Annotated in this window: 13 protein-coding genes, 1 tRNA gene and 1 pseudogene; 5 read left to right on the forward strand and 10 right to left on the reverse strand. The window is 68.9% G+C overall.

Annotated elements, in window-relative coordinates:
* Nucleotides 1–107 precede the first annotated feature (107 nt).
* The 4 genes from OG718_RS27515 to OG718_RS27530 are packed head-to-tail and all read right to left on the reverse strand — an operon-like array spanning nucleotide 108 to nucleotide 6,227.
* A complete protein-coding gene (locus tag OG718_RS27515; protein ID WP_328845426.1) occupies nucleotides 108–2,357 on the reverse strand; it encodes an ArnT family glycosyltransferase in 2,250 nt (749 codons plus the stop codon).
* Entirely contained in the window at nucleotides 2,354–3,862 is a 1,509-nt protein-coding gene (locus tag OG718_RS27520; protein WP_328845427.1) for a bifunctional glycosyltransferase family 2/GtrA family protein, read from the reverse strand. Before OG718_RS27520 ends, OG718_RS27515 begins: the two co-directional genes overlap by 4 nt.
* A gap of 14 nt (nucleotides 3,863–3,876) precedes the next feature.
* Nucleotides 3,877–5,490, reverse strand: coding sequence for a sensor histidine kinase (locus OG718_RS27525; protein WP_328845428.1), 1,614 nt, complete (start codon nucleotides 5,488–5,490; stop codon nucleotides 3,877–3,879).
* On the reverse strand, nucleotides 5,487–6,227 hold the full coding sequence (locus OG718_RS27530; RefSeq protein ID WP_055616400.1) for a response regulator transcription factor: 741 nt from the start codon (nucleotides 6,225–6,227) through the stop codon (nucleotides 5,487–5,489). The genes OG718_RS27525 and OG718_RS27530 overlap by 4 nt, the downstream gene beginning before the upstream one ends.
* 201 nt (nucleotides 6,228–6,428) lie before the next feature.
* Between OG718_RS27530 and OG718_RS27535 the strand changes: the two genes are divergently transcribed.
* The gene (locus OG718_RS27535; protein ID WP_328845429.1) at nucleotides 6,429–7,724 is read left to right on the forward strand and encodes an outer membrane protein assembly factor BamB family protein; all 1,296 of its coding nucleotides are present in this window, start codon (nucleotides 6,429–6,431) and stop codon (nucleotides 7,722–7,724) included.
* A gap of 39 nt (nucleotides 7,725–7,763) precedes the next feature.
* On the opposite strand, the gene OG718_RS27540 is transcribed toward OG718_RS27535, so the two are convergent.
* The 4 genes and pseudogenes from OG718_RS27540 to OG718_RS27555 all read right to left on the reverse strand — a co-directional run bounded on the left by OG718_RS27540 (nucleotide 7,764) and on the right by OG718_RS27555 (nucleotide 10,677).
* The gene (locus OG718_RS27540; protein WP_443055145.1) at nucleotides 7,764–8,732 is read right to left on the reverse strand and encodes an amidohydrolase family protein; all 969 of its coding nucleotides are present in this window, start codon (nucleotides 8,730–8,732) and stop codon (nucleotides 7,764–7,766) included.
* A complete protein-coding gene (locus OG718_RS27545) occupies nucleotides 8,707–9,192 on the reverse strand; it encodes an antibiotic biosynthesis monooxygenase family protein (protein WP_143643402.1) in 486 nt (161 codons plus the stop codon). Before OG718_RS27545 ends, OG718_RS27540 begins: the two co-directional genes overlap by 26 nt.
* 105 nt (nucleotides 9,193–9,297) lie before the next feature.
* A pseudogene (locus tag OG718_RS27550) lies at nucleotides 9,298–10,175 on the reverse strand (DUF2797 domain-containing protein).
* Between the two features lie 61 nt (nucleotides 10,176–10,236).
* Nucleotides 10,237–10,677, reverse strand: a complete 441-nt coding sequence (locus OG718_RS27555) for an HGxxPAAW family protein (protein WP_328847841.1) — start codon at nucleotides 10,675–10,677, stop codon at nucleotides 10,237–10,239.
* Nucleotides 10,678–10,868: 191 nt separating this feature from the next.
* Here OG718_RS27555 and OG718_RS27560 point away from each other — a divergent pair, with 191 nt between their 5' ends.
* The 4 genes from OG718_RS27560 (at nucleotide 10,869) to OG718_RS27575 (ending at nucleotide 13,989) form a co-directional block, all read left to right on the forward strand.
* Nucleotides 10,869–12,071: an IS110 family transposase gene (locus tag OG718_RS27560; protein WP_328845430.1), complete on the forward strand. Its 1,203-nt coding sequence runs from the start codon at nucleotides 10,869–10,871 to the stop codon at nucleotides 12,069–12,071.
* 269 nt (nucleotides 12,072–12,340) lie between these two features.
* A complete protein-coding gene (locus OG718_RS27565; protein ID WP_143643441.1) occupies nucleotides 12,341–12,763 on the forward strand; it encodes a MarR family winged helix-turn-helix transcriptional regulator in 423 nt (140 codons plus the stop codon).
* A 186-nt stretch (nucleotides 12,764–12,949) separates the two neighbouring features.
* Nucleotides 12,950–13,405: a hypothetical protein gene (locus OG718_RS27570; RefSeq protein ID WP_328845431.1), complete on the forward strand. Its 456-nt coding sequence runs from the start codon at nucleotides 12,950–12,952 to the stop codon at nucleotides 13,403–13,405.
* A gap of 83 nt (nucleotides 13,406–13,488) precedes the next feature.
* The gene (locus tag OG718_RS27575; protein WP_328845432.1) at nucleotides 13,489–13,989 is read left to right on the forward strand and encodes a hypothetical protein; all 501 of its coding nucleotides are present in this window, start codon (nucleotides 13,489–13,491) and stop codon (nucleotides 13,987–13,989) included.
* 120 nt (nucleotides 13,990–14,109) lie between these two features.
* Here the strand turns inward: OG718_RS27575 and OG718_RS27580 are convergent, their stop codons facing one another.
* Both OG718_RS27580 and OG718_RS27585 read right to left on the reverse strand, forming a co-directional pair.
* Nucleotides 14,110–14,754 carry a signal protein gene (locus OG718_RS27580; protein WP_328845433.1) on the reverse strand — a complete coding sequence of 215 codons (645 nt, stop codon included), beginning with the start codon at nucleotides 14,752–14,754 and terminating at the stop codon, nucleotides 14,110–14,112.
* A 166-nt stretch (nucleotides 14,755–14,920) separates the two neighbouring features.
* A tRNA-Arg gene (locus OG718_RS27585) sits at nucleotides 14,921–14,993 on the reverse strand.
* Nucleotides 14,994–15,238 lie beyond the last annotated feature (245 nt).

Genomic DNA, 15,238 nt, shown 5'->3' on the forward strand with positions numbered 1-15,238 from the left:
ACGGTGTACAACACAAAAAGAGAGGGGTGGTGGCCGAGGCACTCCCGCCTCGGCCACCACCCCTCTGCCACCGCTCTCCTGACCAGCCGGTCGGCAGCCTCCCGTTGTCAGCTCGTCGGCTGCGTCAGGTCGTAGAAGGTGGACGAACCCACCGTCACCTCCTTGAAGTTCTCCTGCACCCACTCGCTGATCTGGGTCCCGGTGCCGGAGCTGCTGCCGCCGCCACCGCCGCCCATGGAGCCGGAGGAGATGAAGTAGTGGATCTTCCCGTCCTCCACGTACTTCTTGAACTGGGCCAGCGTCGGCGACGGGTCACTGCCGTTGAACCCGCCGATCGCCATGACCGGGTCACCGGTGGAGAGCTGGTAGCTCGCGGCGTTCTGGGCGCCGATGGCCGCCGCGGCCCAGGTGTAGTCGCCGGAGTTCTTCTCCAGGAGGGCCTTGGCCTCGGAGCTGACGCTCGCGCCGTTGAGCAGACCGCCCATACCGCCACCGCCGCCCATACCGCCGCCGTCGCCTGTGCCGCCACCGCGCTGGGTCTGGCCGTTCTGGCCCGTCTGACCGTTGCCGGTCTGGCCGTTGCCGTTCTGCTGGCCCTGGCCGTTCTGGCCGCCGCCCGGCATACCGCCGGTCGGGGGCTGCCCCATGCCGCCGCCCTGCTGGTTCTGACCGGTGCCACCCTGCTGGTTCTGGCCCGGCATACCGCCGCCACCGGGGCCGCCGCCCATGCCGCCACCGCCGCCGGGTCCGCCCCTGCCGCCCGAGACCGCCGGACCGGCCGTCACGATCGAACCGGTGTGGCCCTCGTTCAGCGTGGTGAGGGTGTACGCCGTCGGACCCGCGAGGGCCGCGACGAAGCTCAACCCGACGACCCCGAGGGCCAGTCGGCGCCCGAGCCGCGAGACGAAGACCAGGCCGAGCGCGGCGACCAGGCCGCCCACCAGGACCAGCCACTTCAGCCAGGGCAGGTAGTCCGAGGAGCGGTTCAGGAGGACGTACCCCCAGACCGCGGTGGCCGTCACCCCGGCGGCCATGGTGAGCGAGACCCACACCTTGCCGCGCTCCTCCCACAGCACGCTCGCGCCCATGCCGATCACGGCGGCGACGTACGGGGCGAGGGCCACGGTGTAGTACTCGTGGAAGATGCCCTGCATGAAGCTGAAGATCACCATGGTGATCAGCAGCGAGCCGCCCCAGGCGAGGAACGCGGCACGGGCCGTGTCCGTCCGCTTCGCCTTCCAGGTGAGGGCGATGCCCGCGGCGAGCACGATCAGCGCGGCCGGGATCAGCCAGGAGATCTGGCCGCCGATCGAGGAACTGAACATCCGGTCCCAGCCGGTCTCGCCCCAGCCGCCGCCCCCGCCGCCTCCGACGCTGCCGGTCTCCTCGCCGTTGATGCGGCCGAGTCCGTTGTAGCCGAAGGTCAGTTCAAGGAAGGAGTTGTTCTGCGAGCCGCCGATGTACGGGCGGGAGGACGCGGGCCACAGTTCGACGATCGCCACCCACCAGCCGCCCGCGACGATCATCGAGAGGCCCGCGAGGAGCACCTGGCCGATGCGCCTGCGCAGGGTCGTCGGCGCGAAGACGACGTAGACCAGGGCCAGCGGCGGCAGGATCAGGAAGGCCTGGAGGGTCTTCACCAGGAAGGCGAGACCGACGGCCGCACCCGCCCACACCAGCCACTTCGTCTGCGCCTTCTCCATGGCCCGCAGCACGCAGTAGACCGTGACGGCCATCAGGAGCGCGAGGGCCGCGTCCGGGTTGTTGAAGCGGAACATCAGCGCGGCGACGGGTGTGAGCGCGAAGACGGCCATCGCGATGAAGCCGGCCGCGGCGCTGAACCGGCGGCGCAGCGCCCCGTACAGCACTCCGGCCGTGGCGACCGCCATGAGCACCTGCGGGAACAGGATCGCGAAGGAGTTCAAGCCGAACAGCCGCACCGACAGGGCCATCGGCCACAGGGAGGCCGGGGGCTTGTCGACGGTGATGGCGTTGGCCGAGTCGAGCGAGCCGAAGAAGAAGGCCTTCCAGGACTGGCTGCCGGCCTGGACGGCCGCGGAGTAGAAGGAGTTGGCGTACCCGGAGGCCGTGAGGTTCCAGGTGTAGAGCGCGCCGATCAGCAGCAGCGTGCCGAGGAACGCGGGACGCGTCCAGCGGTGGTCCTCGGGCCGCCCGCGCCACAGACGGCGCACGAAGGGCTGCTTGGGACTGCCGTCCTCGGGGGCGGCCGGCGGAGCAACCACGGGCTCCTGCACGGCGGTTGCCCCGGTCGGGCCTGGCGGTCCCCAGTCGGGGCTCGCGCCCCCGGAGGGACCGACGCCCCCCTGATAGGTCGTGTCGGGCTGAGTCGTCGTCATCGTGCGTCCCTCGGATCGTGATCGTTCGGACGCACCGGCTGGAGCTGCATGGTCGCGTCCCCCCAGGTCTGGTGGTCGTGCGGAGAGTGGGTCGTGCCGTACGGAGTCGAGCCGTAGGCAGTCGTGCCGTAGGGAGCGGACGCCGAGCCGTACGGCTCCGGCGTCGTGCTGTACGGGGACCGCTGCGCCGTCGCGTAGACGGGCGACGCGGGTCCGGCCGGCACGGCGGGTGTGTGCGAGGCGACGACGGTCGACGGTGACTCGTCGCGCCGGTCAGGGAACACCCAGGCCCTGAAGAGCAGGAACCGCAGCACGGTGGCCGCGAGGTTGGCGGCGATGAGCACCGCCAGTTCGGTGGAGTGCGCGGGGTCGTTCGTCGCCGCGTTCAGGGCGGCGAGCGAACCGCTGGTCAGGGCGAGCCCGATGCCGAAGACGACCAGGCCCTGCGCCTGGTGCTTCACCGCGCCGCCCCGGCCGCGCACACCGAAGGTGAGACGCCGGTTGGCCGCGGTGTTGGCGACCGCCGAGACGAGCAGGGCGAGCGCGTTGGCGACCTGCGACCCCGAGAACGTACGGAAGCCGCTGTAGAGCAGCAGATAGAACAGCGTGGACAGACCGCCCACGACACAGAACCCGACGAGCTGGCGGGCCAGCCCCTTCGGTACGTCGCTGATCTCGCGGTCGCGCGGATCGTCGCCGAAGGGACGCGCGAGCCGGTCGAGCGCCAGCGAACCGGTGGCCAGGGCGCGCCCCACCCGCCAGACACCCTTGAGGTCGTCGGTCGCGGTCCTCACGATGTGCACGGTCGAGTCCGGGTCGTCGACCCAGTCGACCGGCACCTCGTGGATCCGCAGCCCGGCCCGCTCGGCGAGGACCAGCATCTCGGTGTCGAAGAACCATCCGGTGTCCTCGACGAGCGGCAGCAGCACCTGCGCGACATCGCGCCGGATCGCCTTGAAACCGCACTGGGCGTCGGAGAAGCGGGCCTGCAACGAGCCCCGCAGGATCAGGTTGTACGTACGGGAGATGAACTCCCGCTTGGCCCCCCGCACCACCCGCGAGCTGCGGGCGAGCCGCGAGCCGATCGCCAGGTCCGAGTGACCCGAGATCAGCGGGGCGACCAGCGGGAGAAGCGCGTTGAGGTCGGTGGAGAGGTCGACGTCCATATAGGCGAGGACCGGGGCGTCCGAGGCGGACCAGACGGTGCGCAGCGCCCTGCCGCGCCCCTTCTGCTCCAGCCGGAACGCCCTGACCTCGGGCATCTCCGCCTCCAGCCGCGCCGCCACCAGGGGAGTGGTATCCGTGGACGCGTTGTCCGCGATGGTGATGCGGAACGCGTACGGGAAGGTGCGGGCAAGGTGCTCACGCAGTCTGAGCACACACGGCTGGAGGTCCTTCTCCTCGTTGTAGACGGGGATCACTACGTCCAGGACAGGCGTACCGGCATTTCCGGCCGGGAGGTGCTCCCGCGCCGGCAGGTTGCCGGGAGAAGGTTCGGTTCGCATGACGACGACTGTCGTCAAGCGCCCTGTCGCACCCATGTGGTCGTGCTGTGCTGTGCCTGTGAGTACGATTGCGAATTCGATGAGGAAATGAAGGCCTCATGAGAATGCGAGTCCTCGGGCGCCAGCGCGGGCAGATGCACGGTAAAGACGGTACGTCCGGGCACGCTGTCGACCGTCACCGCGCCGCCGTGCGCGGCTGCGACGGCCTGCACGATGGCGAGCCCGAGTCCGGTGGATCCGGAGGCGCGTGACCGGGACGAGTCGCCCCGGGCGAACCGCTCGAAGACATGCGGGAGCAGGTCCGGCGGAATGCCCTGACCGTCGTCGTGGACGTCCACGCACACCCAGGGTCCCTGACGGTGCACGCGTGCGGTCACGGTCGTGCCCGGAGGTGTGTGCGTTCGCGCATTCGCAAACAGATTCACCATGACCTGCTGGACGCGGGCGGCGTCCGCCAGCACGAGCGCGGGTTCGTCGGGCAGCTCAAGGCGCCAGTTGTGTTCGCGCCCGGCCGCGCGGGCGTCGCTCACGGCGTCCACGACCAGCGGGGAGAGGTCGGTGTGCTCGTAACTCAGGGGCCGCCCGGCGTCGAGGCGTGCGAGCAGCAGCAGGTCCTCGACGAGCCCTGTCATGCGCCCGGCCTCGGACTCGATCCGGCCGAGGGCATGTCTCGTGTCGGGCCCGGTCTCCTCCCGTCCGCGTCTGGTCAGCTCGGCGTATCCGCGGATGGACGCCAGCGGTGTGCGCAGCTCATGGCTCGCGTCCGCGACGAACTGCCGTACGCGCGTCTCGCTCTCCTGGCGCGCGTGCAGGGCCCCGTGGACGTGGTCCAGCATGCGGTTGAGGGCGGCGCCGACCTGCCCGACCTCCGTGTGGGGGTCGGTCTCGGACTCGGGGACGCGCTCGTTGAGCGTCACCTCGCCGCTGTGGAGGGGGAGTTCGGAGACGCGGGTCGCGGTGGAGGCGACCTTGCGGAGGGGGCGGAGCGCGACGGTGACGAGGACGGACCCGGCGATTCCGGCAGCGACGAGGCCGGCCACCGTGACGCTCACCTCGACGAGGATGAGGGTGTTGACGGTGCTGGTGACGGACTCGGTGGGCAGGGCGACGTAGTAGCCGCCCCTGTTGCCCTCGACGTACTTGACGCGGTATTCACCGAGCCCGGGGATCTCCACGGTGTGTTCCCCGGTCTTCGACACGGAGCCGACCGCGGATTTCTGCGCCTCGGTGAGCGAGCCGGCGACCATGCCCTCGAAGCCCTCGCTGTCGGAGTTCTTCTCCTTGGCGACGACCGCGTCGCTGATTCCGCCGTCGTCACTCACCTGGGCGACAACGGTGTTCTCCTCCGTGCCGCCCTTGGTGATGAAACCGAACGGCCCCCCGGGAGGCTCGCCCTTCGGGTCCGACGGACTGTCCGGCCTCACCGGGCCGCCGGTGGCCCGGTCGCCGACATCGCTCAGCGAGGTGTCCAACTGGTCGTACAGGTGCTGGCTCAGCGCGATCGTCGTCACCGTACCGATCACCGCACACACCACCGCGATGAGCGCGACCGCCGAGACGACGAGCCGCGTCCGCAGCGTCCGAGGCTGTCGGCGCCGCTGCTTCCGCAGCTGTCGTCGCCCGCTCATGACACCGCGGGCTTGATCAGATACCCCGCACCACGACGGGTGTGGATCATCGGCTCACGACCGGCGTCTATCTTGCGGCGCAGGTACGAGATGTAGAGCTCGACGACATTGGCCTGACCGCCGAAGTCGTACGACCACACGCGGTCGAGGATCTGCGCCTTGCTGAGCACCCGGCGCGGGTTGCGCATCAGGAAGCGCAGCAGCTCGAACTCGGTCGCGGTGAGGTGGATGCCCTCGCCGGCCCGTGACACCTCGTGGCTGTCCTCGTCCAGGGTGAGGTCACCGACGACGAGGACGGAGTCGGAGCGGCGGTCGGCGGCACCGGAGCGGCGGATGAGGCCGCGCAGGCGTGCCACGACCTCTTCGAGGCTGAAGGGCTTGGTGACGTAGTCGTCGCCGCCGGCCGTCAGGCCCGCGATCCGGTCCTCGACCGCGTCCTTGGCGGTCAGGAAGAGAACGGGCACGTCGGGCAGCTCGCGCCGCAGCCGGCCGAGGACGGCGAGACCGTCCATGTCGGGCAGCATCATGTCGAGCACCACGGCGTCGGGCCGGAACTCGCGCGCGGTCTGCACCGCACCGGTCCCGTCACCCGCGCTGCGGATCTGCCAGCCTTCGTAGCGAAGGGCCATGGACAACAGCTCGGTGATCGACAGCTCGTCGTCCACCACAAGCACTCGGACGGGGCTCCCGTCCGGCCTCAGCAGTTCGGTGCGCCCCTGGGGCGAGGTCGTGGTCATAGCGAACACATTGCTGGGCGCCTCTGAGAACACGCTTTCTGGAACCTGTGAATTCCCTGAGAAACGCACAGCCGCCTCTCAGGGAACACCTTGGAACTCCTTGCCCCGGCGGACTGTGGCGGGGGAGGATCCGTCATCCGCCGGTCATGGTGATCAGGGGGTGGCCTGTGGGGGGCTGTTGTGGCGGGTGCGGACAGACCTGTGGAACTGCTGGGACAGCCGGGCCCCCTGCGGATGCGCGACAACCCGTTGTACGTGGCGATGGCGGTCGGGCTGCTCATGCTCCCCGTGCTCCTCTTCTTCCGGTGGTACGAGAGCCGTGACGTCGTCACGGGTGCGCAGGGGCCCTTCCCCGCCGCGTTCGGCACCGAGGCACCCGTCGCGCCCGAGCACGTCATGCACCGTGAGACGGGGGAGAGAGCCCTGGTGCACGGCCTGTCCGTGGAGTGGACGACCCACGGCGCACGGGCGGTGAACCTGCGGACCGGCAAGGAGTACTGGCGCTACGAGCGACAGGACGAGGACTCCGTCGTGATGTCGTTCGACGTGTCGGGGCGCACCGTGGTGATCGCCTACTCGGACAGCACCCTGGTCGGTGTCGATCTGCACACCGGCAAGCGACTGTGGCGCGAGGCCCTCGACTACGGCAAGGGCTTCCGCAGCGTGAGCCTCGGCGCCGGTCAGGCCCTGACCGCGGCACCCGGCGCCGTGCGCGCCTTCGACGAGCGCGACGGCCGGAGCCTGTGGACGGCGAAGACGCCCAAGTCCTGCTCCGACGTGGTCGTCTACGCCGTGTACCCCCTGCCGGACCACGTGAGCGCGGTCCCGGTGATGTGCAACGTGGCGAGTATCGACAGGGACAACGAGCAGTACTACCTCCTGCTCGGCGTCGACGACCGGACGGGAAAGGCCCACTGGCAGCGGCGCATAAGCGACCCCAAGTGGGCGGTCAGGGGCGACGCACACACGCTGGCCGCCCCGGCACCGGACTCGGACGACTCACCGGCCGTCCAACTGCTCGACATGAGCCGGGAAGGAGCCACTCCGCGCGCCGGGCCGGACACCACCGCTTGGAATCCGGTCGGCGCGGGCAGCGGCACCGTGCTGCTGGCCACCGATGCCCAGGGCAACGGCGACAGCGACCATGACACCGTCCTGCACGCCTACGACACCGAGGACGGCCACCTCGCCTGGCGGCTGAAGGCGCCGGCCGGCCAGGAGTACGGCTCAGGTGTGATCGCCGACGGCCGGGTGTACCTCGTGCGCCAGCCCCTCCTCACCGAGGCGGATGCCGAGCGCCGTGTCCGGGAGGCCGAGTTGCTCGTCCTCGACGCGGGCACCGGGCGCGCGCTCCACACGCTGCGTCTGCCGGCCATGACCGTGCCCGACGACGACGTCTATTTCATGAAACTCGACGTCCACCAGGTCACCGACGGAGCACTCCGCCTCTCCTGGCGGGGCCTGTCGACGGACGAGCAACTCATCATCACCGACTGACGCCCGCCGCCTGTTCCCTTCCTCCGCCCATGCCTCTCCTCACAGCCCGAACAACCGCGCCCCGTTGTCATGACAGACCGCCCGGAGCCACTCGTCCCCCAGACCCAGCCCCTCCAGCACACGCAGCTGATGGACGTACGGATAGGGGATGTTGGGGAAGTCGGTCCCGAGCAGGATCCGGTCACCGAGGTCGGCGAGCCGGGGGAGCGCCCGCCGGGGGAACGGGGCGAGTTGCTCACTGAAGTCCGTGAACGCCATCGTCGTGTCCAGCCGCACCTCGCCGAACCGCTCGGCGAGACCGAGAAAGTCCTCGTACTCCGGCATCCCCATGTGCGCGAACACCAGCCGCAGCCGCGGATGCCGCGCGAGCACCCGCCCGATCGGATCGGGCCCGGTGTGCTTGCCGGGCGAGGGCCCCGAACCGCAGTGGATCACGACGGGCGTCCCGGCCTCGGCGAGCAACCCCCAGGCCGGATCCAGGAGTTCGCCGGCCGGGTCGTACGCCCCCACCTGGACGTGCGCCTTGAAGACCCGAGCGCCCTCGTCCACCGCCTTCTGGACGTACGCCGCCACGCCCGGCTCCGGGAAGAGGGTCGCCGTGTGCAGGCAGTCGGGGGTCCGGCCGGCGAACTCGACAGCCCACTGGTTCAGCCACTCGGCCATGCCCGGCTTGTGCGGGTAGAGCATGGCGGTGAACGCCCGCACCCCGAACTCCCGGAGCAGCCCGACCCGTTCACGCTCCTCGGCCCGGTAGGTGATGGGCCACTCGACACCACCGGTCAGCGGCCCGAGCGCGTCGAAGTACTCCCAGACCTTCTTCAGAACCCGCTCGGGCATGAAGTGGGTATGGACGTCGACGAGCCCGGGAAGCCCGAGCCCCTCCCAGAACCGCCGCACCTCACGGGCCTCGTCCGTCACATCCACCAGGCCATTCCCGTCGTCGCCGTCCGGCCGGTCCGTCCCGTCCGCCGCACCCACCCCGTCAGCCGTGCTCACGCTCGAACCCATGGCTTCGCTCGACCTTGGCGACGTGCAGGGTGTAGCGCTCGTACCACTCGGCCCGCCCTCGCTTCTGCGCCGCCCGGTGCTCGACATCGCTCCGCCACTGCTCAAGGGCGTCCGCGTCACGGAAGTACCCGACGGTGATGGACAGCCCGCCGGGGGAACCCGCGTAGTCCATCCCGAGGTACCCCGGGATCTTCTCCACCAGCTCCTCCATCCGCTCGTTGGTCTCGCCGTACCCTCCGGCCACTCCGTCCCGCCCGCCCTCCTCCGTCTTCACCGAGGTGAACACGACGGCGTAGTACGGCGGTTCGTACGCGGCGACGGGAACGGCTGGGGCGGATACAGAGGCAGGAACGGAGGCAGGGCCAGGGGCGGCGGGAACAGGGGTGGGAGGAACAGGGGTGGCGGAGGCATCGGCAACAGAGGCACGGTCGGCGACAGGCGCATGGGAGTGATCGCTCATGTCGCCAACTCTCGGCCCGGCCGCCACGCCACGTCCAGGGCCTTTACCGAAGGGGATCCCCGAGGGATCGATCTCTTGACCATTCCTCCCGCCTCCACCCCGCCCTCAGAAGAGCCCGCCCTGAACACCACCGAACTCCCGCACAGGCACGGTGACTTCACCTCGCGCATCCCGCTCACCCCCGCCGGTCCCGGTCAATTCCCAGCCGGTCATGAGCCGCGTGTCGAGCACGACGACCCCACGCCCGGTCCGCAGATGCAGATCGGGCCCGGCGGCGGCGACGAGCTCCCCGCTCACGACACCCCCCGCCACGAGCTCACCGACGACACCCGCGGCGGGCGGCAACCCGCCGAGCCCGAAGACCTCCGCGTGATCGACGGCCGCGAACGGCATCCGCTCCAACGCCTCGGGCCACCCGCCCAGCCCCACGGCCCGGGCATGCAGCTCCCGGACCTCCGCCATCCGCACCCCCGCGTCCGGCAACTCGCTCCGCACGGCCCGCTTGGCGTCGTACGGAATCCGGTCCGGCACCCCAGCGCCGTACGCAGCAACTCCTCACTCCGCCTGGCGGCCATCAGCGGTCCCCGCCCCAGCCAGGTGAAGACGACGGCACCCTGCTCCAGGAGCCGGGCGGACCCGCGCTCGACGGCGGTGATCCCGACCTTGACCAACCCGGGTCCGAACCACGCCAGATAGACGGAGTAGGGCCGTGGATCGTCGGCGATGGTGTCCGCGGCCACCGAGTGGGCCCGGTCCAGCCGCGCGCACTCCTCGCACCGGGCCCCGACACTCCGCCCGGACACCGCGACCCGCGAAGGACAGCTGTTCCCCCGCGCCCCCACGCATGTCCGCCCGCCCCCACGGGCAACAGCGAACGCAACCTGCTTCCCCCACGGCAACGCACTTCGACGCCCCCCGTCCCACGTCAGCACAGGCCCTTCTCCGCCCCACCGAAGCCCCGTGCATTTCCACACCTGTGCCATCACTCACGAGCGTAGAGGGCACCACTGACAACGCGACGCCTCTCGGGCAGCGCAACGGCCGTCAGACCACGGACCCCGAGGAGGCAGACTCAGACGGAGCAGACGCAGAGGCAGCCGATCCCGAGGCGGCATCCGGCCGCTGAGCCCCCCGCACCCCCTGGACCCCCTGGGCGGAAGCAGCCACGAGGGTGCTCACCGAACGCCCCCGCCCGGCCAGCCGGCACCCGACGCACGCGGGATGCCCGGCCCTCGCGGCACGGTCCCGCACCCTCATACCCCGCTCCGCCACCGGCCGGATCCCGGGCGGCTTGCCCCACCCCGCCAGATGCAGCCCCCAGGTCACCAGCACACCGAGCCCCACGACGCCGAGACCCAGCCAGATCCCGGCCGCGGACCCCAGACACATCCCGACCCCGGCCACCGACGTGCCCACGACGGCTACAGCGCAACCGGTCCACCCGGCAACGGTGTGCCCTTCGTCATGGTGATGCCCCTTAAGAATGGTCGTGGTCCGGGAGGACTGGGTGTAGCTGATGGTGACCTGCCATTGATGGCTCTGAGTGAGTGGCTGCCCGGTCCTTCGGGACGCTCCGGCTGCTGATTGAGAACTGCGGTCATCGCTGGTTAAGGGCTTGGCGGCGGAGTGTTCCCGGACCCAGAGGGTGCTGCTTCCAGAGGAACGGAGCAACGACGGTGACGGAACGTCATGAGCAGGTCTGGGTCGGCATCGACGCTGGCAAGACCCATCACTGGGCTGTAGGAGTAAACGCCAGCGGAGAGAAAGTGTTCTCGAAAAAGGTCATCAACGGTGAGGACGAGATCCTTGCCCTGATCGTGACGGCATGCGAGATGGCCAACGAGGTGCAGTGGGCGGTGGATATCTGCGGCCGGTCCTCAACTCTGCTGCTCGCACTGCTGATCGCCAATGGCCAAGGCGTGGTGTATGTGCCTGGACGCACGGTCAGCCGAATGTCCGGGGCCTACCGCGGCGAAGGGAAGACCGACGCAAAAGACGCCCTGGTCATCGCAGACACCGCGCGTATGCGCCAGGACTTCACAGCCCTGAGCCTGCCGAACGAGACCGTGGCTGATCTCCAGTTACTCACCGCACATCGAGCCGACCTGATAGCCGACCGGGTACGACTGATCAACCGGCTGCGCGATGCCCTGGTGGGCATCTGCCCTGCTCTGGAGCGGGCATTCGACTACTCGGCGGCCAAGGGGCCGGTCATCCTGCTGACCGAGTACCAGACCCCGTCCGCCCTGCGGCAGGCCGGTGCCAAACAGCTCGCGGACTGGCTGGCACGACGCGCGGTCCGCAACGCAGCCAATGTCGCCGCCGGCGCACTCGAGGCAGCCCGATCTCAGGTGACCGCCCTGCCAGGCGAAACGCGAGCCGCCAAACTCGTCTGCGACCTCGCCCATCAGCTCCTCATGCTCGACGAGTGGATCAAAGACACCGACCGGGAGATCCGCGAAGCCTTCCACCTCGATGAACGCGCAGAAGTCATCGAATCCCTTCCTGGCATGGGCCCCATCCTCGGGGCCGAGTTCCTCGCCATCGTCGGAGACCTGTCCAGCTACGCAGACGCCGGCCGCCTGGCCGCCCACGCGGGACTGGCCCCGGTGTCACGCGACTCCGGCCGCCGTACCGGTAACCACCACCGGCCCAAGCGCTACCACCGCCGCCTGCGACACGTCCTCTACATGGCCGCGCAGACCGCGATGATGCGCCCAGGCCCCTCCCGGGACTACTACCTCAAGAAACGTGCCGAAGGACTGATCCACACCCAGGCACTGCTCGCCCTCGCACGCCGCCGAGTCGACGTCTTATGGGCCATGCTCCGTGACAAGAGGCGCTTCACACTCACTCCGCCAGTCGCCCAATCGGCTTGACACCATCATTGAGACTCACTCATGTACGTACCTCCTGACCGACTGGCGTACCGACCTTCCGACCTGGCCGACGCACGACCAGAGTCGGATCCTCTTAGCAAGTAAGAAATTTACCTTACGAACTAAGGGATGTTCCAGATGTCGGGCAGGGAGAGAATGAGGAGCGAGAGAAGACGAAGGAGAAGCGGGTGAGTGAGAAGAGGGCGAGCGAGAGCGGCTCGGGCCCGCGTCAGCGTCCGCCGGCCACCCCGGCGGAGACCCTCTCGGCGATGGACCACGTCATCGCCACGAGCATGGTCGCCCAGCACGAGATGGCCCAGCGCCTGGGCCTGAACGCCTCGGACCTGACCTGCTTCGGCTACATCCTGGAGGCGGGCGAGCACCTGCTCACGGCAGGCGACCTGGCCGCCCGCGCCCACGTCACCACCGGCGCGGTCACCGGCATCGTCAACCGCCTGGAACGCGCGGGCTATGTGACCCGCCAGTCCGACCCGTCCGACCGCCGCCGCGTACGCATCGCCGCGGTCCCGGCCGCGGTCGACCGCGTCACCGCCCTCTACGGCCCGTACTACGCCCGCCTGACCGAACAGTTCGACGACTACTCCCCCGCCGAAATCGCCGTCCTGAACGACTGGTTCACCCGAACCGGCAAGCTGATGAGTGACTACCTCGAAGAGGTCCGCGAAACCTGACCTCTGGACAGATCGGTCAGCGACAGTCGTTCCGGTCGGTCAGCGGCCCCGGGGAGGCACTACAGGACGGGGTCGGCTGCCGTGGCTGCGGCACCCCGCTGCTGTACCGCCGACCGGACCGCCAGCCACTCCTGGCCTAGCCCTCACTGCTCTTGAACGCGTTCAAAAAAGGTGTAACCATGCCCTATGCCCTTCGCGGTCACCTCTCCTTGGCGCCGGCTCGGCCGTGTCGGCTTGTGCATCGCTGATGCCGTCGGTCGCTATCTGCTGATCTGGGTGGCGGCATGGCTCGTCTATGCCCTGACAGCTCCCCGCCGGCACGAGCTTGCGTCCTACCTGCCTCGCACCCACTCGTACTGGGAGGACACCGCCCACTACCTGTGGGACGGCCCCATTGCCTGGGTGGGACTCATGGTGGGCATCCCCTCGCTGCTGGTAATCCTGTTGTTCGGGCTGCTCAACAAGCGCAAGGGGGCGGCATTCCGTATCCGCCTGGCGGGGCTCCTCCTCCTGCCCACATGGTTCTTGCTCTTCCAGAACTTCGTGACACTCCTCTTCATCCCGGTCCTGGCGCAGGTGGCTTTCGCGCTCTGCCTGATGCCGGTTCCCCTGGTTCGCTTCCCCGCGAAGGCCGAGGACTGACTGCCCAGGTGGGCGCGCGTTCACGTGCCCAGCCACCCAGAGAAATTGAACATGTTCAATAATGCTGCCAAGATGACGAGCGCGTGCTCGACAGCTGGTCGAACTCGGGGCGTTCGTGTGTCCCGCCGAAGGTTTTGGGGTGGCGTGAGTTGCGTTCCTACCGGGCAGTCCTGGTCCTCGTTCCCGTCGCGTTCGCCCTCGTCGCATGTGGCAGGTTCGCCTTCGCGCCAGTTCCTGACGGCAAGCCGGCCGAGCTACCCCGATCGCAGACAGCGACCATGTGGGGCGACGGCGCGGGCGGCAGGCTGGAGCTGAAACCGGACGGAACGTTCACTGCCGATGATGTCTGCGGTGATTACGACATCTCTGCCTACGGGCCGGAGAACGAACCCCGGTCGGGATCGGGTACCTGGGGTGACGATGACCGGGAGGGACAGAGCAGCGTTACGGTGTCGTTCGAAGCCGATCGCGTGAACTCCACCTACAAGGCCCTGCGAGACGGCAAGACGCTGAAACTCTGGACATATGTCGGGGACCCCGACGAGGGTCATTCGCTCTGCGTCCTGACCCTGCGGCAGGACTGAATCGGCCCCTGACCGGCCAACCAGCTGCCACACTTCTCCTCGGCACCGGCTGAGCGGCCCGTAACCGTGGCCTGGCTCTCCAGGAGACCCCGAACCCGGGGTCTCCTGCGTGCCTTTCGCCTACGCGGCATCCACGGTCAGGGAGTAGTCCACACCAACGGAGAAGTCCTGTGCCTGACCGCGAATCGTCAGTGTGTGCTTCCCGGGTTTCAGCGGGGGCAACTGGACCCAGAGGCCGCACCCGGTAGCCGTGAAGCGCTCGTCCGTGCCTGTGACGGGGTTGCCGGCGACGCCCTGCACAGAGATCGTCTCTCCTCGGATGGTTTCCGAGTCGGCCTTCTTGCCGTCCAGGACCGCTGACCCCTTGGCCGTGCTCATGAAGTCTGCGCAGTCCGCCGGGCCACCCATCAGGTTCACCAGGGGGAACGCGACAGGGACCCCGTCAGGGATGCTGCAAGCGCGCTCGGCCCGAGTGCCGAATGTGCCCGCGAGGAACCACATGTCCTGCGGCTGGTTACGCTCGCACTCGCTTCCGTCCTTGTCAGCGACCGGGTTGGTGGGTTCAGGTTCCGACATCGCCCATGTCCACCATCGGCTCTGCAGATCCCCGGGAGAGAGACGGGCTTGCGCCGACGACGGTGCACCTGAAGCAGGAGCTGTCGAGTCCTCTGATTGCCCGGCCGGGCCGCCTCCACATCCCACCAGTGCCGCCAGTGCCGCCAGGACCATGGTCGTGAGTCCCGCTCTGCCGATCTTGATCTTCATGGGTGCCCCTCCCGCGCTGCACAAGTGCCATGACCCCCCGGTCGCCATGTGCGGTACGCACGGATACCCCATCCGCGAGCCCCTCGGGTCACGGTTGCTGTACTCCGCTGCTGTACGCCCCCGAAACGTAAGAGGCCCCGGATCTCTCCGGGGCCTCTTACCTGTGTGCACTCGGCAGGATTCGAACCTGCAACCTTCTGATCCGTAGTCAGATGCTCTATCCGTTAAGCTACGAGTGCTTGTGTGTTCTGTTGTGTTCGCTCTTCCTTCCGGGTTTTTCTTCCCGGTCGGCGTTGCGGGAACAACATTACATGACTGGCGGCGTGAGGCGAAATCCGTTTGTCGGACCCGGCCTGACCTGCGCAGACATCCCTGAAGCGGCCCTCGGCGAGGCCCACGGGACACCCGGAAACGATCAAGGAACGACCGAAGCCCCGGCCAGTGATGACCGGGGCTTACGGGATCTTCGGCGGAGGCGGAGGGA

This window comes from Streptomyces sp. NBC_00258 (genome assembly GCF_036182465.1).
Classification (GTDB): Bacteria; Actinomycetota; Actinomycetes; order Streptomycetales; family Streptomycetaceae; genus Streptomyces.

Bases quoted from the DNA above. Each gene is read 5' to 3' on its own strand.
- OG718_RS27515 (WP_328845426.1), bottom strand. From the start codon at position 2,357: ATGACGACGACTCAGCCCGACACGACCTATCAGGGGGGCGTCGGTCCC.
- OG718_RS27570 (WP_328845431.1), top strand. From the start codon at position 12,950: ATGCCCTTCGCGGTCACCTCTCCTTGGCGCCGGCTCGGCCGTGTCGGC.
- OG718_RS27530 (WP_055616400.1), bottom strand. From the start codon at position 6,227: ATGACCACGACCTCGCCCCAGGGGCGCACCGAACTGCTGAGGCCGGAC.
- OG718_RS27580 (WP_328845433.1), bottom strand. From the start codon at position 14,754: ATGAAGATCAAGATCGGCAGAGCGGGACTCACGACCATGGTCCTGGCG.
- OG718_RS27520 (WP_328845427.1), bottom strand. From the start codon at position 3,862: ATGCGAACCGAACCTTCTCCCGGCAACCTGCCGGCGCGGGAGCACCTC.
- OG718_RS27540 (WP_443055145.1), bottom strand. From the start codon at position 8,732: ATGGGTTCGAGCGTGAGCACGGCTGACGGGGTGGGTGCGGCGGACGGG.
- OG718_RS27525 (WP_328845428.1), bottom strand. From the start codon at position 5,490: ATGAGCGGGCGACGACAGCTGCGGAAGCAGCGGCGCCGACAGCCTCGG.
- OG718_RS27545 (WP_143643402.1), bottom strand. From the start codon at position 9,192: ATGAGCGATCACTCCCATGCGCCTGTCGCCGACCGTGCCTCTGTTGCC.
- OG718_RS27565 (WP_143643441.1), top strand. From the start codon at position 12,341: ATGGACCACGTCATCGCCACGAGCATGGTCGCCCAGCACGAGATGGCC.